Source organism: Rhizobium sp. WW_1 (assembly GCF_003610155.1).
Classification (GTDB): Bacteria; Pseudomonadota; Alphaproteobacteria; order Rhizobiales; family Rhizobiaceae; genus Rhizobium; species Rhizobium tropici_A.
Genome location: NZ_RAIN01000007.1, coordinates 405,974 through 423,537, shown reverse-complemented (window position 1 = coordinate 423,537; position 17,564 = coordinate 405,974). Strand labels below are relative to the sequence as shown.

Here is a 17,564-nt window from a genome sequence, read left to right as displayed (position 1 = left end):
GTATCCGGCAAGCGTATCGGCGTTTTCATTGAAAATGCTCTTGTGTTTTCGGCAGACGGGGCCACATTGTCGATGACGCGGCGCGAGAAGGGGCGATGACCGCGATGTGTGTCGTTCCTGCGCGGCCCACGCGGCGCGTGGCGCGGCGATCCAGCGGGATGGAAGAGATGCAAGTCGGTAATGCCAGATATCTGAAGCCGGGCGACCTGCCCGAATCGGTCGTCGTTTTTCCGCTGTCCGGCGCGCTATTGTTGCCCGGAGCGCAACTCCCCCTCAATATTTTCGAGCCGCGCTATCTCGCCATGTTCGATGCGGCCATTGCCGGCAACCGGTTGATCGGCATGGTGCAGCCGGCGCTGGGCGAGCCGGCGGAATCGCCCAATCTGGCGCATGTCGGCTGCCTGGGGCGCATCACGTCCATCTCCGAAACCGGCGATGGACGCTACATTACCGCACTGACAGGCATATGCCGTTTCCGGCTGATGGAGGAAGTGACCGCTCATCAGCCCTATCGCACCTTCCGCATCACGCCGTTCATCTCCGATCTCAAATCCCATCACGAGGAGGGCACGGTCGATCGCCCGGCGCTGCTATCGGCCTTCCGTAGTTATCTCGAGGCCAACAAGCTCGAGGCGGACTGGGAAAGCGTCGAACGGGCCGACAACATGATGCTCGTCAATTCGCTGTCGATCATGGCGCCCTTCGAGCCGGCCGAGAAACAGGCCCTGCTGGAGGCGCCTGACCTGAAGACCCGCGCCGAAACCTTCATCGCCATCGTCAAGATCGTGCTTGCCGGCTCCGGCGACACCGATTCGCTGCTGCAGTAGGAACTTCCCATGGATGTCACGGTCAGCAAGGTGGACCCGAAACTGCTCGACTTGCTCGTCTGCCCGCTCACCAAGGGGCGGCTGAGCTACGACCGGGAAAAGAACGAACTGATCTCGGAAAAGGCGCGCCTTGCCTATCCGATCCGCGACGGCATTCCGATCATGCTGATCTCGGAAGCAAGACGTATCGAGGATTGAGGTTGGTTCAGCTCTGTTGCGATGCGTGCTTCACTTGGCGATGCAGCAGCCAAAGACCAAGAAGCGTGCCATACGCAAAGATCGAGATCGCCAGGGCCAGCCACAGGGCAGCGTGTGGACCGGCATAGGTCATGACGGCGGTAAATAATGGCGGCGCGGCGGCGTAGGAGAGATTGAGCGGCACGGCCAGTTGTGCCGATGCGCGGGCATAGATGCTAGCAGGGAAGATCTGCAGCGGCAGCGTGGCGCGGGTGACGGCGGTGATGCCGCTGGCGATGCCATAGAGCGTCGCGAAAAGCATGGCGGCGGTGAAACTGCTGCTCAACAGAAGGACGGCGAAGCTCAGGGGAAACAAGGCAGAGCCGGCAAGACCGGTTGCAAAGCCCGACCAGCGCCGGCCACCGACAAAATCGACGGTTCGTCCCGCCCATCGCGCAACGCCTATGAACGCTGCTGCCGCCAGCGCACTGGCGTGATCGAGTCCCGCAGTTTCGAACAGGATGATGATCGTTAGGGCAAATCCCCAGGTTACGAAGCCATTGGCGGCAAAGCTCGCGGCCAGAAGTGTAAAGCTCGGTCTGTCGATGGCAGCAGGTTCTGCCATCGCCTTCATATCGGATTTTTCCTTGGGCTGGCGAGCAAGTATCCCCCAATGCAAAGGCGCGCAGACAAGCAGCATGAGGGTCGCAAAGACGAGTGTCGTCGTGCGCCAGCCCCATTGTGCCTGCAGAAGCTCCGTCAATGGCCAGATGATGGTCGATGTCAGCCCGCCGGCCAGGATCAGCACGCCGAGCGCCCGATGCGTTTTCTCGCCGGCGATCTCGCTGACAGCGATCTGCGCGGGCGTCGTCAACATGCCGGCGCCGGCAAGGCCGAGAATGGTCCATGACAGTATGTAGGGCGCCGGACCATTGGCCAGGCCCATGACCAGCAGGCCGGCTGCGCCAAGGAATGATCCCAAAACCATCATCGGGCGGGCGCCGTGGCGCTCGAACACATCACTCAACGGCCAGGACACCATCGCCATGACGACAAGCATGACCGTCGGCCCGGCCATTATCATGGGCAGAGCCATGCCCAGCTCATCGGCCATGGCGGGGCCGGTCACCGCCGGCAGGTAGAAGGTTGCGCCCCAACCGATGAGCTGGGTCAGGGACAGGGCGGCAACGGCAAGAGCCGTGGACGAGCGGAATGGCATCCGGGCAACCGGCGCAAAAGGCGTGATCGGGCTGCGATAGCGATGTCCAGGGGGAGGCATCAAAGACCTTTTGAGAGGGAGAAGTTTTTCGTTTCTGGCGGAACAAAGAAAGGGGCGCGCTCGACCGGACGAGGAATAAAAATAATGCTACGCTCGGCAAATACTCATGCTACGGCTCGATTTTCCAAACGAGTCTGTTTAAGTATATGACCTGTGTTGAAGCGCTTTCCGTGTTTGCTTGTGCTTGATTTTTGCCCGCTGCTCAAACGAGGAATTTCAAGGGAGGTTGAGGAAAATTCATGCAGGGAAAGCATCGTGTTTCTCTCAACGCCATCAGGGTTTTTTCGATCGTGGCCCGCACCGGGAGCCTGACGGCGGCCGGCGCCGAGCTCGGTGTGACCTCCGGCGCGGTCAGCCACCAGCTCAAAAAGCTTGAGGACGAGCTTGGGGTTAGCTTCTTCCATCGCGGCAACAACACCGTTTCGCTCAGCGATGTCGGGCGGCGCTTCTATCAGGAGGTGGCGCCGGCGATCGGGCTCATCGAACGCTCGGCCGATGCGCTTTATCGCGACGAGAACGAAATCAGTGTCCATGCAACGACGTCGCTGGCGCTGCGCTGGCTCATCCCGTCGCTGGATCGTTTCCGCTCTCTATGTCCGCAGGTGCGTGTTCGCGTGGAAACGAGTTCCGCGCGCGGCTTCCCTGTTGTTCCCGACTCCGATGTCAGCATCCGTCATTTCCGGATAGGAGAGGCGGCCGACGGATGGGAATTTCTTGCGCGCGATCTGCGTCGCCCGGTTATCTCTCCGAGCCTGCTGACAAAAGATGGCAGCGCTCATGAGATCGCCGTTGCCAATATACCCGCGCTTCAGTGCAGCGTGGGTAACTGGGACTGGCAGCTCTGGTGCGAGACGTTCGATATCTCGCTGGCGGACCTTTCTCTCGCCCATGCTTTCGATACGGACGACGCTGCTCTTCATGCCTGTGTTGCCGGTCTCGGCATGGTGCTCGCACCAACCATCCTCACCGGTAGAGAAGTGAAGTCGGGCGCCCTGGTGATCTTGCCCGGTTACGTGCCGGTTGAGACCGGGACCTATCGCTATCAACGTCGCTCGGAATCGCGAGCGGTCCGTCAATTCTGCCGCTGGATGGATGGTGAAATGCGGAACCTCGAATAGAGCTTCTGTCTCGGAGATTGGCGATGCAAGCAGCCGCGACGAAATCAGAGCGACAATAGATGCGACCGGCGTGTGGGACTCTCCTTCGATCCCGCCCTTCAAATCGCCTCGCCGGCAAGCAGGCGCGGATTGTGCTTCGCCGTCGTGCCGGCGGCCTGGCCGATGAAGAAGGATTTGAGGCTTGGCAGGCGGTCGACGATCCCTAGCCCGAAGTCGCGGGCGATGCGCAGCGGCGTGTTGTCGTTGGAGAAGAGCCGGTTTAGCACGTCGGTCGTCGCGCCCATGCGGAAGGTGTCGAAGCGGCGCCAGGTCTGGTAGCGCTCGAGCGTATTGATCGAGCCGATATCGAGGCCGAGGCGGTCGGCTTCGACGATGGTTTCGGCCAATGCCGCCACGTCCTTGAAGCCGAGATTGAGGCCTTGGCCCGAGATCGGGTGGATGCCGTGGGCGGCGTCGCCGGCGAGTGCAAAGCGCGGGGCAACGAAGTCGCGGGCGATCGTCAGGCCGAGCGGAAAGGCGCGGCGCTCGCCGATGGTGGTGAGCGCGCCGAGCTTGTGGCCGAAGCGGCGCTCCAATTCCTCTTCGAAGAGGAGATCGTCGGAGGCGACCAGCCGTTCGGCGTTGGACGTGCGCTCCGTCCAGACGAGGGAGGAGCGATTGTTCTTCAAGGGCAGGATGGCGAAGGGGCCGGAGGGCAGGAAATGCTCCTCGGCGCAGCCGCCATGCGGCCGCTCATGCTCGACTGTCACGACGATGCCGGATTGGCCGTAGTCCCAGTTGACGGTCTTGATGCCCGCCATGTCGCGCAGCTTCGAGCGCACGCCGTCGCAGGCGACGAGAAGCCGCGTTTCCAGCGTGCTGCCATCCGAAAGGGTGAGGGTTGTCTTATTGTCGTCGGTGACGAAGCCGGTGGCGCTGAGGCCATGCTTGATCGTGATGCCGAGGCGCTCGCAGGCACCGCGCAACGCGCCGACCATCGCGAGATTCGGCACCATATGCGCAAAAGGCTGGCCTTCGGCCACTTCGCCGTCGAAAGTCAGGAAGACGGGGCGCACGGGATCGCCGGTGCGCGAATCGGTGACGACCATGCGGGTGATCGGCTGAGCCTCCGGCGCGATCTCGTCCCATACGCCCAGGACTTCAAGCATCTTCGAGGCGGCCGCGATGATTGCCGATGCTCGCATGTCCTTCTTCCATACGGATTCCGGCGCGGCTTCGACGATCATGACGTCGAGATGCGGCGCTGCCTGCTTGACTGCGACCGCTGCGGCAAGACCCACATACCCGCCACCCACTACCAGCATGTCCAACATAGCGCTTCCCTGTGTCTTACTGTCACTTCCTGTTCTATATAGAGCATCCTGTTCGTGGTTCCTACCATTGGAGTTCAAGCAAAATGTCGCGAGAGACCGAGAAACTCACCCCGATGGAAACCGTGCTTGCGACGCTTGATCTCGAAACCATTGAGATGAACCTGTTTCGCGGCAACAGCCCGCAGGTCGGTTGGCAGCGCGTCTTCGGCGGGCAGGTCATCGGCCAGGCGCTGATGGCGGCGCAGAGGACCGTCGACGGCGATCGTTTCGCGCATTCGCTGCATGCCTATTTCATGCTGCCGGGCGATCCTTCCGTGCCGATCCTCTATCAGGTCGACCGTCTGCGCGATGGTTCGAGTTTCAATACGCGGCGCGTGCTTGCGGTCCAGCATGGCAAGGCGATCTTTGCGCTGACGGCTTCCTTCCAGATCGACGAGCCCGGTTTCGATCATCAGAGTGATATGCCTGCCGTGCCGATGCCGGAGGAATTGATGGACGAGGAGCAGGTCAAACAGCGCTATCTCGCCCACGCGCCGGAAAACGTGCGCCGCTATTGGGAGCGCAAACGGGCGATCGAAATCAGGCCGGTCTCGATCGAGAGCTATTTCTCCCGCGCGCAGCCGAGCCAGCGGCAAAATATCTGGGTCCGCGTGACGGGACCGGTGCCGGATAGCAGGCTCTACCAGAATGCGGTGCTCGCCTATCTCTCCGACATGACGCTGCTCGATGTTTCCTTGAATGCGCACAGTACATCGGTTCTCGACCCCACCGTCCAGGTGGCGAGCCTCGACCATGCCATGTGGTTCCATCGCCCGTTCAAGCTCGATGACTGGCTGCTCTACAGCCAGGAAAGCCCCAGTGCTTCGGGGGCGCGTGGGTTTACCCGCGGCAGCCTGTTTACGCGATCCGGTGTCCTGATTGCGTCGGTGGCGCAGGAGGGGCTGATTCGTAAAAAGGCAAATGATTAAATAAATGGCAAACTTATAAATTTGCACTTTATTTGTGCGGCTCTCGCGACGAGAAATGCCGCTTTATTGGGTCTACTCAATAAATCTGTTTTATTTCAATACGTTAAAAATGTGTCACGAATCTGGCACGTCCTTTGAATGTGTATAGCCAGTCGCTGCAGAAACACTCGTCGGCGGCAAGGAGAGTCGGCTCCGTGCCGAGGCTAACAAAGGATGGGAAACCAGATGAAAATTGTGATGGCCATTATCAAGCCGTTCAAGCTCGATGAGGTCCGTGAAGCCCTCACGGCTGTCGGCATCCAGGGCCTGACTGTGACCGAAGTGAAGGGCTACGGGCGCCAGAAGGGGCATACCGAGATCTATCGCGGCACCGAATATGCCGTCAGCTTCCTGCCGAAGCTGAAGATCGAGGTCGCAGTCGCATCCGAAACCGTCGACAAGGCCGTCGAGGCCATCGCGTCGGCCGCCAAGACCGGCCAGATCGGCGACGGCAAGATCTTCGTCTATTCCATTGACCATGCCGTGCGCATCCGTACGGGCGAAACCGATTCAGACGCGCTGTAAGACACGGCCGATCAGGGAGTTACTTGCATGTCATTTTCCAAGCTTTCCTCCACCGTGACACGGGTGGGCGCGCTTTCCGCGGCCCTGCTTGCGCCGGCGATCGCTTTCGCCCAGGACGCCGCCCCGGCTGCCGCCGCCGCGACCGCCGCTGCTCCGGTGCCGGACAAGGGCGATACCGCGTTCATGTTCATCTCCACCATTCTCGTGCTGTTCATGCTCGTGCCGGGCCTTGCGCTGTTCTACGGCGGTCTCGTCCGCTCGAAGAACATGCTCTCCGTGCTGATGCAGTGCACGATGATCGGCGCGGTCGTGATGCTGCTCTGGGTCATCTACGGCTATTCCTTCGCCTTCGGCGGCGGCACCAGCCCCTATTGGGGCGGCACGGCGAAGATGTTCCTGTCGGGCGTCTCGACCTCGACGACGGCGGCAACCTTCTCCAAGGGTGTGGTCATTCCTGAATTCATCTTCATGCTGTTCCAGATGACCTTTGCCGCCATCACGCCGGCACTCATCATCGGCGCCTTTGCAGAACGCATCAAGTTCGGCGCCGCCATCCTCTTCTGCGCGCTGTGGGCGACCTTCGTCTACTTCCCGATCGCGCACATGGTCTGGGATTCCAACGGCATGCTCTTCAAGATGGGCGCCCTCGACTTTGCGGGCGGCACCGTCGTTCACATCAATGCCGGTATCGCCGGCTTCGTCGGCGCCCTGCTCGTCGGCAAGCGCGTCGGCTTCGGCAAGGACATGATGGCTCCGCACTCCATGACGCTGACCATGGTCGGCGCGTCCATGCTCTGGGTCGGCTGGTTCGGCTTCAATGCCGGCTCGAACCTCGAAGCTTCCGGCGGCGCGATGCTCGCAACCGTGAACACCTTCGTCGCAACGGCTGCCGCCATCATCTCCTGGTCGCTCGTTGAGACCTTCACCCGCGGCAAGGCCTCCATGCTCGGCGGCGCTTCGGGCATGGTTGCCGGTCTGGTCGCCATCACGCCTGCCGCCGGTATCGCCGGTCCTATGGGCGCGATCGTCATGGGCCTCATCGTCTCCCCGCTCTGCTACTTCTTCGTCTCGGTCGTGAAGAACAAGTTCGGCTACGACGATACGGCCGACGTCTTCGGCGTCCACTGCATCGGCGGCATCTTTGGCGCCATCGCAACCGGCATCTTCGCCAGCGCTTCGCTCGGCGGCGTCGGCTATGCCGATGGCGTCACCATGAGCAGCCAGGTCGTGGTGCAGCTCACCGCCGTCGTCACGACAATCCTGTGGTGCGGCATCGGCTCGGCGATCCTCTACAAGATCGTTGACGTCATCATCGGCCTGCGCGTCGCTCCGGAAGCAGAGCGCGAAGGTCTCGACCTCGCCTCGCACGGCGAAGCCGCCTACCACAATTCCTGATCGGAGCTTGCGATGCCGGCGCAAAATGCCCGGCATCGCTCAACATCCCGTCGCGTCCTGTTTCATCGCAAACAGGACGCCCTTGGCCCGGACTTCGGTTCGGGCCCTTTTCTTTTGTGCAACGATATCCCGCTTCCAAAGCCTGCAATCCCTGGGCTTGGCATGGATGGTTAACATGCCATTAACCCTCCTCTGATTAGGTAGGTCTAACCTGCCGGCGAGTGGGCATAGACCGATTCGCTTGCGCTTTGGACAGGAACGGGGCTGGATATCATGGGCAGAAGCAATTCGGCGGCGTTGAGCGGTCGCCCCGACCGTTTATCGCTTTCGAGCGTGGTTTGGCGTCAGGTCAAGGGCCTGGCGGGCTTTGCGATACTGTTCCTGCTGGCGCTCGCCGTAGCGGCGCTGGCGACCTGGAACGTCATGGACCCCAGCTACTCCTACGCAACCGCCAATGCGCCCACCAACCTGCTCGGCTTTCCGGGCGCCGCCTTTGCCGACATCCTGATGCAGTCGCTCGGCCTTGCCTCGGTTCTGGCGATGCTGCCCATTGCCGCCTGGGCCCTGGCGTTCATCACCAATCGAAAGCTTCATCGGGTGCCATCGCGCCTCGGCGCCTGGATCGGCGGCTGTATCGTTGCGGCCGGTTCCATCGCCTGCTTCCCGGCGCCGCCGACCTGGCCGATCCCGAACGGCATCGGCGGCGTTGTCGGCGATCTCCTCCTGCGCCTTCCGGCCCTCTTCATCGGCACCTATCCGAGCGGCGTGGTTGCTATTGTCATCGGTTCGATCCTCGCCGTTCCGGCCGCCTGGCTCATGCTTTTTGCCTCCGGCGTCATCGGCGAAAACCTCGTTGACGACGAAGAGGATGAGGACGACTACGAGGAAACCCGCAGCCGTGCCCGCCGGGTGGGCGATGTGGACGAGGATGACGACCGGGGCAGCTTCCTCGGCAATTTCATGGCCTTCGGTGCCGTCATGCATGCCTGGTACAACACGCAGGCACGTCTTCGCCGGCTGTTCGGCATGGGTCCGCGCAAGCGCCGCGACCATGCCTTTGACGCGCCCTATGATTTCAACGACGACGAATTCGGTACCCTGAACGAGCCGGTGCGTGCAAAGGCACCCATGGCTCGTGGCGACCGCCTCGATCCATCCATGGATGGCCCGGCTGCGCGCCGCGTCGTGTCCGCGCCCTCGATCAGCCTCGGAGACGACGAGGATGAGGACGAAGACGCGCTCTATGATCGCGATCCGCGCCGCCCGGCCGATATCTTGCCCGACGACGAGGACGAGGATTGGCCGCTCGCCCCGGCTACGCCGAAGGGTGCGGCCGCCGGCCATCGCGTCACTCCCGCCGCACCGCGCCCGAAGCCGGGTGCGCGGGCGGAACGCGAGGCACAGACCTCCTTCATCCGTCCCTATGGCTTCCAGCTTCCCGCCGTCCACCTGCTTGCAGAACCCAAGACCATTACCCGCGATGCGACGCTCTCGGCCGATGCGCTGGAGCAGAATGCCCGCATGCTCGAAGGCGTGCTCGAGGATTTCGGCGTCAAGGGCGAGATCATCCATGTCCGCCCCGGCCCGGTCGTCACGCTTTACGAGCTTGAGCCGGCGCCCGGCATCAAATCGTCCCGCGTCATCGGTCTTGCCGATGATATCGCCCGCTCGATGAGCGCGATCGCCGCCCGCGTCGCGGTCGTGCCCGGCCGCAACGCCATCGGCATCGAACTGCCGAATTCGACGCGCGAAACGGTCTATCTGCGCGAGCTCATCGCCAGCCGCGATTTCGAGACGTCCAAGGCCAAGCTCGCCATGTCGCTCGGCAAGACGATCGGCGGCGAGCCCGTCATCGCCGATCTCGCCAAGATGCCGCATCTGCTCGTCGCAGGTACGACTGGTTCGGGTAAGTCCGTCGCCATCAACACGATGATCCTGTCGCTGCTCTATCGCATGACGCCGGAACAGTGCCGCCTGATCATGATCGATCCGAAGATGCTGGAACTCTCCGTCTATGACGGTATCCCGCATCTCCTGTCGCCTGTCGTTACCGATCCGAAGAAGGCTGTGGTCGCGCTCAAATGGACCGTCCGCGAGATGGAAGAGCGCTACAAGAAGATGTCGAAGATCGGTGTGCGCAACATCGACGGCTTCAATACCCGCGTTGAACAGGCCGTCGCCAAGGGCGAAGCGATCAGCCGTACCGTGCAGACCGGTTTCGACCGACACACCGGCGAGGCGATCTACGAGACGGAAGAGTTCGACCTAAAGCCGATGCCCTATATCGTTGTCATCATCGACGAAATGGCCGACCTGATGATGGTCGCCGGCAAGGATATCGAGGGCGCGGTGCAGCGTCTGGCACAGATGGCACGCGCGGCCGGCATCCACGTCATCATGGCGACGCAGCGTCCCTCGGTCGACGTCATTACCGGCACGATCAAGGCGAACTTCCCGACGCGCATCTCCTTCCAGGTGACGTCGAAGATCGACAGCCGCACCATCCTCGGCGAGCAGGGTGCCGAACAGCTTCTCGGCATGGGCGACATGCTCTACATGGCCGGCGGCGGGCGCATCCAGCGCGTTCATGGTCCCTTCGTCTCCGACGGCGAAGTCGAGGATATCGTCGCCTATCTGAAGACGCAGGGCGCGCCGCAATATCTCGATGCGATCACCGCCGACGATGAGGATGACGAAGACGGCCATGGTCCGGCGGGCACCGCCAATCTTTCCGATTCAGAAGATCCTTACGACCAGGCGGTTGCGATCGTCCTGCGCGACGGCAAGGCCTCGACTTCCTACATCCAGCGCCGGCTCGGCATCGGCTACAACCGCGCGGCCTCGCTGATCGAGCGCATGGAGCAGGAAGGGCTGATCGGCCCGGCCAACCATGCCGGCAAGCGCGAAATCCTCGTTCCCACCGAAGCCGATATACTGGATCGCTGAGGCAGCCCGCCTTCTGTGTCGCATAGTCGGTCTATGTTCAGGGAAATTTGATCGCAGCCCCTTACCGGCCCCGGGCCGTTGCGCCATGAAGACGCCGATTTTGCGCGCCATGGACGAAGCATGAAGGAGAATTCGATGACAAAGTTTGATGCGCAGCCGTCCAGCCGACTTTCCCTGAGCCGCCGGCATTTCCTCGGCGCCGTGGTCGCGGTCGGCGCGGCAGGGGTTCTGCCGGTTTCGGCCCTTGCGCAGGCCCAAGGGCAGGCACAGACACAGGCAGCTGCAGCCACCCTCAATCCCAATATCGCCCAGGCCATCGCCGATCACTTCTCGTCCATCAAGTCGATGAAGGGCGGCTTCCTGCAAATCGGGCCGCGCGGCGATCAGATGAGCGGTGCATTCTTCATTCAGCGTCCCGGCAAGATGCGCTTCAACTACGATCCGCCGTCGCGCATGCGCGTCATCTGCGACGGCAACAACGTGCAGGTCATCAACGACCAGACGCAGACAAGAAACATGTATCAGTTGTCGAAGACGCCGCTCAGCCTGCTGCTCGCCAACAAGATCGACCTCTCGGCCGACATGGTGCGCAATGTCGATTCGCAGCCGGATCTGACCAAGATCACGCTCGGCAACCGCACCGTCTTCGGCGATTCCACCATCACGATGATCTTCGATTCGAAGACCTACGACCTGCGGCAATGGACTGTGATCGATCCGCAGGGCAAGACGACCGATGTCATCATCAATAATGTGAAGACCAATGTCGCCTTCGACGACAGCGTCTTCCGCATCGACTATACGCGCTGATCGCCTCTCCACCGCGGACATAAGGTAAGCGCCGAATGGCGCTTTCTTTTCCTTGGTTCCCGGTCTAAAGCCTTAGCCTGGCTAGAGCGGTCAAGCGTTTCATCGAATCGCCGAACCGCTCCACGTGTCTGTTTTGATGCAATTCCGGACGGAAAACCGCTGCGCACTTTTCCTGGAACTGCTCTCAAGGGGAAGGTTTGGGCATGGGATTTTCGATTGCGACCTGGAACATCAACTCGGTGCGGCTGCGCATGCCCATCGTCGAGCAGTTCGTCATGCAGGCCCGGCCTGACGTCCTCTGCCTGCAGGAAACCAAGGTTCCGAACGAGCTTTTCCCCTATGCGCCGCTGAGGGCGCTTGGCTATGAGCACATCATCATCCATGGGCAGAAGGGCTATCATGGGGTGGCCATCGCTTCGCGTTTCCCGCTAACCGAGGATCATCGCCAGGATTATTGCAATGTCGGCGACAGCAGGCACATTTCGGCGATCTTCGAGCGTGGCGGGCGGCGCATCCGTCTGCACAATTTCTATGTACCGGCCGGCGGCGACGAGCCGGATCGGGATATCAATCCGAAGTTCGGCCACAAGCTGGATTTCATCGAGGAGATGAAGAAGCTGCACGCCAATGCCGAGCAGAACACGTCGGCTATCCTCGTCGGCGATCTCAATATCGCGCCGCTCGAGCACGACGTCTGGTCGCACAAGCAGCTCCTGAAGATCGTCAGCCATACGCCGGTCGAGACCGACGGGCTGATCGACGTGATGAAGCGCGGCGCCTGGCTCGACCTGATGCGACAGCAGGTGCCTGAAAACGAGAAGCTCTATACATGGTGGAGCTATCGCGCCAAGGACTGGGAAGCCGCCGACCGTGGCCGTCGCCTCGACCATATCTGGTCGTCCTCCGATCTCGGCCCGCATCTGCAGCGCATCGAGATCCTGAAGGCGGCGCGCGGCTGGGATCGTCCATCCGACCACGTGCCCGTTACGGCGCATTTCGATCTCTAGTGATGGAACGGTTGATGTCTTCCGCTCGGTGATCGATCTGCATGACTGCCGTCAAACGAGGGCATCAAATGCTGGATTCGATCCGCCAGCAGGTCTATCCTGCCATCATGAGTAGAGATAGAGATCCCATCCTTCGGGCAGCGCGACGGGAGGATACGGCCAACCTGTGCGCCGTTCTTCACGATACCTTCGACAACACTTGGCGACCCAACATCACGGAGGCCGCCGTGCAGGCATTTCTTCAGGAAGAAAAGCCTGCCGCCTATGTGGATATGCGCGGGCTTCTATTCTGGGTGGCCGAGGTTGCAGGTCAGGTCGTCGGCTTTGTCGATTGGGATGACGACTTCGTGCACGCGCTTCACGTGCATTCGGCGCATGCTCGGCAGGGAATCGGACGACGTCTGATGGACCATGCAGAGAAGCAGATTGCTGCTGCCGGCTTTGCCGTGGCACGACTGGAAACCGATACGTTCAATCATCCCAGTCAGGCCTTTTATGCAGCCCGAGGCTATCGCGAGGTTGACCGCTATCCGGATGAGGATTGGGAGAGCGGACTGACGACGGTCTTGCTTGTAAAGCCGCTGTCGTGAGACCGGTCGTCGGTGAAGGTCAGGAAAAGCGGCCGAGAAGGGCTGCCGCCTGTCTCGCCAGCGTGGCAAAGTTTTCCCGGATGCGGTTCTGGATCAGTAGGCCGGCATCGGGATATTCTTCGATGAGGCGGTGGAAGAGGGCGCGCGTGATGCGGATCACGTCGGCTTCTTCCGCGGCGACTGCCGTATATTTGCGCTCCACCAGCGTCACCATAGCGAGTTCAGAAAGCATGGTGCCGGCCTGGACGACCGCCTCCACCTGCTTCTGGCCGCTGGCGTCGATGGTGCTGAGCTCGAAGCTGCCCCGCGTGATGACATAGGCGCATTCTGCGGGCGATTTCTCCCGGAACAGCGTCTGGCCGTCGTTCACATGGCGGCGATCGGCGCCGAAAGCGATCAGCCGCAGCGGCTCATCGCCCATGCCGTGAAAGAGCGGCAGTTGCGACAGCAGTCGGATATCGTCGTTCAGCGCCATCGATCGCCTACGGGATGATCTTGTAGCCGCCGTTTTCCGTCACCAGGATTTCGGCGTTGGAGGGATCGCGCTCGATCTTCTGGCGAAGGCGGTAGACATGGGTTTCGAGCGTGTGGGTGGTCACGCCGGAATTGTAGCCCCAGACCTCTTCCAGCAGGATATCGCGGGTGACGACCTTCTGATCGGCGCGATAGAGATAGCGGATGATGGCCGCTTCCTTTTCCGTCAGGCGGATCTTCTGGCCGTCATCGGTGGTGAGCAGCTTCTGGCTCGGCTTGAAGAGGTAGCGGCCGACGGTGAAGGTCGCATCTTCGCTCTGCTCGTGCTGGCGCAGCTGCGCGCGGATGCGGGCGAGCAGGACGGCGAAGCGGAAGGGCTTCGTCACATAGTCGTTGGCGCCGGCTTCCAGGCCGAGAATAGTGTCGGAGTCCGTGTCGTGACCCGTCAGCATGATGATCGGCGATTTGAAACCGTTCTTGCGCAGCAGCTTGACGGCTTCGCGGCCGTCCATGTCTGGCAGGCCGACATCCATGATCAGGAGATCGACGGGCACGGTGCGCGCCGTCTGCACGCCCTTTCCAGCGGTCGCCTCCTGCAGGACATTGAATTCCTCATAGAGCGATAATTGCTCGACCAACATCTCGCGCAGGTCGTTGTCATCGTCCACCAGGAGAATGGTGCGTGCGGTCATGCCGTTCGGGTCCTCGTTCTATTCCCTCCTAAGTCCTACGCCAAATTGCATTTTTAGCAAGTCGCGACGCGGCTCAGGCTTGGTCGTTTGGATGAAACTGCTATGATTTCAAATGAAATCACGCGCAAAGCAAAAACATGTGAGGAAAATGCAAAAGACAAGGGCGGGGGCCAGACGCAGCGCATCGACGATCGTCGTGCGTGCTGCGCCGGGCAGAAAGACGCGGGCGCTGGTGCAGGTGGGAGGCCTCACCGTGCCGGCCGCGATCGGCAGATCCGGACGCAGCATCCTGAAGCGGGAAGGGGACGGCGCAACACCGATTGCCGAGATGAAGCTGCTCTATGGTTTCACGCGTGGCGATCGCCTGCGCTCCCTGAAGACGGCTCTGCCGATGCGGCGTATTCGCGAGGATATGCTCTGGTGCGATGAGCCCGGCGATCCCAATTACAACAGGCTGGTGAAGGCTCCGTTCCAGCCCAGTCATGAGGAATTGCTGCGGGGCGACGGCCTCTACGATGTCTGCCTGGTGCTGGATTGGAATGTGAGGTCGCGCCGGCGTCATCGCGGCTCGGCGATCTTCTTTCATCTGATCCGGCCGGGATATGAGCCGACTGCCGGATGCGTCGCGGTCAGCCTTCCCGACATGCGCCGCATCCTGCCGCTGTTGCGCAAGGGGACCGCCATTCGGGTTGTCTGATCGGGTCATCGGGGTTAAAGTCGCGGCATTCTCCACTATATAGGTTTTCGACCGGCGCGCCCGCGCGGGCCAGGCCGCGACCTTTTCTTTCCGAATTTAAATCACGCCTTCACTCCACCCATTTCTCATCCTTTGGAGACTTATCGTGACCACGCAACCGACAATCACGTTCAATGACGGCAACTCCATTCCGCAGGTCGGCCTCGGCGTCTGGCAAACCCCGGAAAACGTCGCGCCTATGGCTGTCAGTACGGCTTTGAAGGCCGGCTATCGCCATGTCGATACCGCCGCCATCTATGCCAACGAGGACGGCGTCGGCGAGGGCATGCGCCAGTCCGGCGTCGCCCGCAAGGACATCTATCTGACCACGAAGCTCTGGAATGAGGCGCAGGGCTTCGATTCCACGCTGAGGGCCTTTGACGAAAGCCTCAAGCGCCTCGGCACCGATTATATCGATCTCTATCTGATCCACTGGCCGTCGCCGCACCGCAACCGCTATCTCGACACGTGGAAAGCCTTCGTGCGGATCAAGGAAGAAGGCCGTGCCCGTTCGATCGGCGTTTCCAACTTTGCCGAGGCGCATCTCGAGCGCATCATCGGCGAAACCGGCGTGACGCCCGTACTCAACCAGATCGAGCTGCATCCGACCTTCCAGCAGAAGGAACTGCGCGCGGTTCACGACAAGCTGGGCATCAAGACCGAATCCTGGAGCCCGCTCGGCCAGGGCAAGCTTCTCGCCAATGCTGTTATCGGCAAGGTCGCCGCCAAGCACGGCCGCACGCCGGCGCAGGTCATCATCCGCTGGCATATCGACAATGGCCTGATCGTCATCCCGAAATCGGTGACGCCGAGCCGTATCGAGGAAAACCTCAGGGTTTTCGACTTCAAGCTCGATGCCGACGATCTGGCTGAGATGGCCAAGCTCGATTCGGCCGGTGGCCGCATCGGCCCCGATCCGCTGAAGGCCAGCTTCTGACCGGCGGGTTGCCGATCACATAAACAGAGAGGCCCGGAGCGAAAGCTCCGGGCCTTTTTGTGTCGATGCGGTGTCGACTGCGTTCAGATCTGAACCCAGGCGGGCGCCACCGAGGGGCCTTTGCCGAGGAAGAAGCCGAAATGAATGTTCATCTCGCCGATGGGCTCGATGAAGCGGGCGTTGGCAAGCGGACCGGCATCGACCGGCTCGAAGCCGGCGGATGCGGCGAGACGGGAAACGGCATCCTTGGCCCTTTCGTCGTCGCTCGCAATGAAAACCTGCAGCGCCTTGCCCTTGCGCGCCTCGACCGGCAGCAACTGCGCGAAGATGGTGTTGAAGGCCTTCACCACCTTTGCCCCCGGCGCTAGAGCCTGGATCTCCTCGGCCGCCGAAGTCGAGTGCCCGACGACGAGGCCACGGAAGTCCGGCGTGACCGGATTGCTGATGTCGACAAGAACCTTGCCTTTGAGGTCGCCGGCTTCCTTCAGCACGTCGGCCACTGCTCCATAGGGCAGAGCCAGGATCACGATATCCGCAAGCTTGACGGCGGCGGCTACGCCTCCTGCTTCCACGTTCGCTCCCAATTCCGCGGCGAGGGCCGCAGCCTTTGCGGGATCATGATGACCAATCACCACGTCAGAGCCTGCTTCTGCCAGCATTCGCGCCAGGCCCGCACCCATATTTCCGGTGCCAATCACAGCAATCGTCATGTCCGTTCACTCCTTGTTGCGGATGAGGAATAGATACGATTATCCTGATATCGGGATAAATGGGCTCATAAGATCAACACTGGAAATGGATTGTTTCTAATGGATCGCTTGTCGAGCATGAGCATCTTCGTCAAAGCCGTCGAGTTCGGCTCGTTCAGTGCGGCCGCCGATGCGCTGAACATGTCACCCCAGCTGGTGGGCAAGCATGTGCAGTTCCTCGAGCAGCACCTCGGCATCCGGCTTCTCAACCGCACCACGCGCAGGCAGCATCTCACGGAAGTCGGAAGCCAGTTCTACGAGCGCTGCCGCAACATTCTGGCCGAGGTCGAATCCGCCGAGGCATTGGCGGCGGAAACGCGCGCGGTCCCCCGCGGAAAGCTGAAGGTCAACGCTCCCGTCTCCTTCGGAATTCATGCGCTCACGCCGAAGCTTTCAAAGTATCTCGGCGCTCATCCGGAGGTTTCGATAGAGCTGTCGCTTTCGAACCGCTTGGTCGATTTGATCGATGAAGGCTACGACGCGGTCTTTCGCGTCGGCGAACTTGTCGACAGCGGCCTGATTGCCCGGCGCCTGGACCCCTACCGACTGGTGATCTGCGCAGCGCCAAGCTATCTTCGCTCCCGTGGCCTGCCTTCGAAGCCGGATGATCTCAAGGGGCATGACTGCCTCATCTTCTCGCATACCATGTTGCGGAGATATTGGGACTTCGAGGGGCCGGAGGGAAGCGTGAATATTCCCATTTCCGGCCGGCTGATGATCGACAGCGGCGAGGCACTGCTGCAGGCGGCGCTTGCCGGGCTCGGCATCATCCTGCAGCCGTACGAACTCGTTAGATCCGGTCTCGAAACCGGATCGCTGGTTTCCATCCTGCCCGAATACAGAGTGCCGGTGCGCTCGCTTCACATCCTCCACGCGCCCGATCGGCGCATCACGCCGAAGCTCCGGAGTTTCCTCGATTTCGTTTCATCCGAATTCGGCGGCCGTGGATCTGCCTGAGGGGATGGCGGACCCGTCGGCCGCC

18 protein-coding genes are annotated in these 17,564 nt (G+C 61.3%); 13 read left to right on the top strand and 5 right to left on the bottom strand.

Going from position 1 to position 17,564, the window contains the following annotated elements; all coding sequences use genetic code 11:
* The first annotated feature begins 167 nt into the window (after positions 1 to 167).
* Both BJ928_RS22815 and BJ928_RS22810 read left to right on the top strand, forming a co-directional pair.
* Positions 168 to 827 (top strand): LON peptidase substrate-binding domain-containing protein, encoded by a 660-nt coding sequence (locus tag BJ928_RS22815; protein ID WP_047630561.1) that lies wholly within the window; start codon positions 168 to 170, stop codon positions 825 to 827.
* Positions 828 to 836: 9 nt separating this feature from the next.
* On the top strand, positions 837 to 1,025 hold the full coding sequence (locus BJ928_RS22810; RefSeq protein WP_037154712.1) for a Trm112 family protein: 189 nt from the start codon (positions 837 to 839) through the stop codon (positions 1,023 to 1,025).
* 7 nt (positions 1,026 to 1,032) lie between these two features.
* On the opposite strand, the gene BJ928_RS22805 is transcribed toward BJ928_RS22810, so the two are convergent.
* Positions 1,033 to 2,283 carry an MFS transporter gene (locus BJ928_RS22805; protein ID WP_245432465.1) on the bottom strand — a complete coding sequence of 417 codons (1,251 nt, stop codon included), beginning with the start codon at positions 2,281 to 2,283 and terminating at the stop codon, positions 1,033 to 1,035.
* Between the two features lie 239 nt (positions 2,284 to 2,522).
* Here BJ928_RS22805 and BJ928_RS22800 point away from each other — a divergent pair, with 239 nt between their 5' ends.
* On the top strand, positions 2,523 to 3,401 hold the full coding sequence (locus BJ928_RS22800) for a LysR family transcriptional regulator (protein ID WP_047630562.1): 879 nt from the start codon (positions 2,523 to 2,525) through the stop codon (positions 3,399 to 3,401).
* Positions 3,402 to 3,499: 98 nt separating this feature from the next.
* On the opposite strand, the gene BJ928_RS22795 is transcribed toward BJ928_RS22800, so the two are convergent.
* Positions 3,500 to 4,714 carry a ubiquinone biosynthesis hydroxylase gene (locus tag BJ928_RS22795; protein WP_047630563.1) on the bottom strand — a complete coding sequence of 405 codons (1,215 nt, stop codon included), beginning with the start codon at positions 4,712 to 4,714 and terminating at the stop codon, positions 3,500 to 3,502.
* Positions 4,715 to 4,797: 83 nt separating this feature from the next.
* On the opposite strand from BJ928_RS22795, the gene tesB reads away from it, so the two are divergent.
* The 7 genes from tesB (at position 4,798) to BJ928_RS22755 (ending at position 12,994) form a co-directional block, all read left to right on the top strand.
* Positions 4,798 to 5,682, top strand: a complete 885-nt coding sequence (tesB, locus tag BJ928_RS22790) for an acyl-CoA thioesterase II (protein WP_047630564.1) — start codon at positions 4,798 to 4,800, stop codon at positions 5,680 to 5,682.
* A 213-nt stretch (positions 5,683 to 5,895) separates the two neighbouring features.
* On the top strand, positions 5,896 to 6,246 hold the full coding sequence (locus BJ928_RS22785) for a P-II family nitrogen regulator (RefSeq protein ID WP_047630565.1): 351 nt from the start codon (positions 5,896 to 5,898) through the stop codon (positions 6,244 to 6,246).
* Positions 6,247 to 6,273: 27 nt separating this feature from the next.
* The gene (locus BJ928_RS22780; protein WP_047630566.1) at positions 6,274 to 7,641 is read left to right on the top strand and encodes an ammonium transporter; all 1,368 of its coding nucleotides are present in this window, start codon (positions 6,274 to 6,276) and stop codon (positions 7,639 to 7,641) included.
* A gap of 273 nt (positions 7,642 to 7,914) precedes the next feature.
* Positions 7,915 to 10,587 (top strand): DNA translocase FtsK, encoded by a 2,673-nt coding sequence (locus BJ928_RS22775; protein ID WP_047630567.1) that lies wholly within the window; start codon positions 7,915 to 7,917, stop codon positions 10,585 to 10,587.
* A 135-nt stretch (positions 10,588 to 10,722) separates the two neighbouring features.
* The gene (locus BJ928_RS22770) at positions 10,723 to 11,397 is read left to right on the top strand and encodes an outer membrane lipoprotein carrier protein LolA (protein WP_047630998.1); all 675 of its coding nucleotides are present in this window, start codon (positions 10,723 to 10,725) and stop codon (positions 11,395 to 11,397) included.
* A 203-nt stretch (positions 11,398 to 11,600) separates the two neighbouring features.
* On the top strand, positions 11,601 to 12,404 hold the full coding sequence (locus BJ928_RS22760) for an exodeoxyribonuclease III (RefSeq protein WP_047630568.1): 804 nt from the start codon (positions 11,601 to 11,603) through the stop codon (positions 12,402 to 12,404).
* 68 nt (positions 12,405 to 12,472) lie between these two features.
* Complete coding sequence (locus BJ928_RS22755; RefSeq protein WP_245432463.1) at positions 12,473 to 12,994, top strand: GNAT family N-acetyltransferase; 522 nt, start codon at positions 12,473 to 12,475, stop codon at positions 12,992 to 12,994.
* 19 nt (positions 12,995 to 13,013) lie between these two features.
* Here the strand turns inward: BJ928_RS22755 and BJ928_RS22750 are convergent, their stop codons facing one another.
* Both BJ928_RS22750 and BJ928_RS22745 read right to left on the bottom strand, forming a co-directional pair.
* Positions 13,014 to 13,469 carry a cyclic nucleotide-binding domain-containing protein gene (locus BJ928_RS22750; RefSeq protein ID WP_047630569.1) on the bottom strand — a complete coding sequence of 152 codons (456 nt, stop codon included), beginning with the start codon at positions 13,467 to 13,469 and terminating at the stop codon, positions 13,014 to 13,016.
* A 7-nt stretch (positions 13,470 to 13,476) separates the two neighbouring features.
* Positions 13,477 to 14,160 carry a response regulator transcription factor gene (locus BJ928_RS22745; protein WP_047630570.1) on the bottom strand — a complete coding sequence of 228 codons (684 nt, stop codon included), beginning with the start codon at positions 14,158 to 14,160 and terminating at the stop codon, positions 13,477 to 13,479.
* Between the two features lie 148 nt (positions 14,161 to 14,308).
* On the opposite strand from BJ928_RS22745, the gene BJ928_RS22740 reads away from it, so the two are divergent.
* Complete coding sequence (locus BJ928_RS22740) at positions 14,309 to 14,857, top strand: L,D-transpeptidase (protein WP_047630571.1); 549 nt, start codon at positions 14,309 to 14,311, stop codon at positions 14,855 to 14,857.
* 145 nt (positions 14,858 to 15,002) lie between these two features.
* The gene (locus BJ928_RS22735; protein WP_047630572.1) at positions 15,003 to 15,833 is read left to right on the top strand and encodes an aldo/keto reductase; all 831 of its coding nucleotides are present in this window, start codon (positions 15,003 to 15,005) and stop codon (positions 15,831 to 15,833) included.
* 83 nt (positions 15,834 to 15,916) lie between these two features.
* Here the strand turns inward: BJ928_RS22735 and BJ928_RS22730 are convergent, their stop codons facing one another.
* On the bottom strand, positions 15,917 to 16,543 hold the full coding sequence (locus BJ928_RS22730) for an NADPH-dependent F420 reductase (RefSeq protein WP_047630573.1): 627 nt from the start codon (positions 16,541 to 16,543) through the stop codon (positions 15,917 to 15,919).
* A 99-nt stretch (positions 16,544 to 16,642) separates the two neighbouring features.
* Here BJ928_RS22730 and BJ928_RS22725 point away from each other — a divergent pair, with 99 nt between their 5' ends.
* The gene (locus BJ928_RS22725) at positions 16,643 to 17,539 is read left to right on the top strand and encodes a LysR family transcriptional regulator (RefSeq protein WP_047630574.1); all 897 of its coding nucleotides are present in this window, start codon (positions 16,643 to 16,645) and stop codon (positions 17,537 to 17,539) included.
* The last annotated feature ends 25 nt before the right edge of the window (positions 17,540 to 17,564 follow it).

What these genes read in the sequence shown, in the direction of transcription:
- BJ928_RS22815 (WP_047630561.1), top strand. Translation starts at nt 168, where the DNA reads ATGCAAGTCGGTAATGCCAGATATCTGAAGCCGGGCGACCTGCCCGAA.
- BJ928_RS22810 (WP_037154712.1), top strand. Translation starts at nt 837, where the DNA reads ATGGATGTCACGGTCAGCAAGGTGGACCCGAAACTGCTCGACTTGCTC.
- BJ928_RS22805 (WP_245432465.1), bottom strand. Translation starts at nt 2,283, where the DNA reads ATGCCTCCCCCTGGACATCGCTATCGCAGCCCGATCACGCCTTTTGCG.
- BJ928_RS22800 (WP_047630562.1), top strand. Translation starts at nt 2,523, where the DNA reads ATGCAGGGAAAGCATCGTGTTTCTCTCAACGCCATCAGGGTTTTTTCG.
- BJ928_RS22795 (WP_047630563.1), bottom strand. Translation starts at nt 4,714, where the DNA reads ATGTTGGACATGCTGGTAGTGGGTGGCGGGTATGTGGGTCTTGCCGCA.
- tesB (WP_047630564.1), top strand. Translation starts at nt 4,798, where the DNA reads ATGTCGCGAGAGACCGAGAAACTCACCCCGATGGAAACCGTGCTTGCG.
- BJ928_RS22785 (WP_047630565.1), top strand. Translation starts at nt 5,896, where the DNA reads ATGGGAAACCAGATGAAAATTGTGATGGCCATTATCAAGCCGTTCAAG.
- BJ928_RS22780 (WP_047630566.1), top strand. Translation starts at nt 6,274, where the DNA reads ATGTCATTTTCCAAGCTTTCCTCCACCGTGACACGGGTGGGCGCGCTT.
- BJ928_RS22775 (WP_047630567.1), top strand. Translation starts at nt 7,915, where the DNA reads ATGGGCAGAAGCAATTCGGCGGCGTTGAGCGGTCGCCCCGACCGTTTA.
- BJ928_RS22770 (WP_047630998.1), top strand. Translation starts at nt 10,723, where the DNA reads ATGACAAAGTTTGATGCGCAGCCGTCCAGCCGACTTTCCCTGAGCCGC.
- BJ928_RS22760 (WP_047630568.1), top strand. Translation starts at nt 11,601, where the DNA reads ATGGGATTTTCGATTGCGACCTGGAACATCAACTCGGTGCGGCTGCGC.
- BJ928_RS22755 (WP_245432463.1), top strand. Translation starts at nt 12,473, where the DNA reads ATGCTGGATTCGATCCGCCAGCAGGTCTATCCTGCCATCATGAGTAGA.
- BJ928_RS22750 (WP_047630569.1), bottom strand. Translation starts at nt 13,469, where the DNA reads ATGGCGCTGAACGACGATATCCGACTGCTGTCGCAACTGCCGCTCTTT.
- BJ928_RS22745 (WP_047630570.1), bottom strand. Translation starts at nt 14,160, where the DNA reads ATGACCGCACGCACCATTCTCCTGGTGGACGATGACAACGACCTGCGC.
- BJ928_RS22740 (WP_047630571.1), top strand. Translation starts at nt 14,309, where the DNA reads ATGCAAAAGACAAGGGCGGGGGCCAGACGCAGCGCATCGACGATCGTC.
- BJ928_RS22730 (WP_047630573.1), bottom strand. Translation starts at nt 16,543, where the DNA reads ATGACGATTGCTGTGATTGGCACCGGAAATATGGGTGCGGGCCTGGCG.
- BJ928_RS22725 (WP_047630574.1), top strand. Translation starts at nt 16,643, where the DNA reads ATGGATCGCTTGTCGAGCATGAGCATCTTCGTCAAAGCCGTCGAGTTC.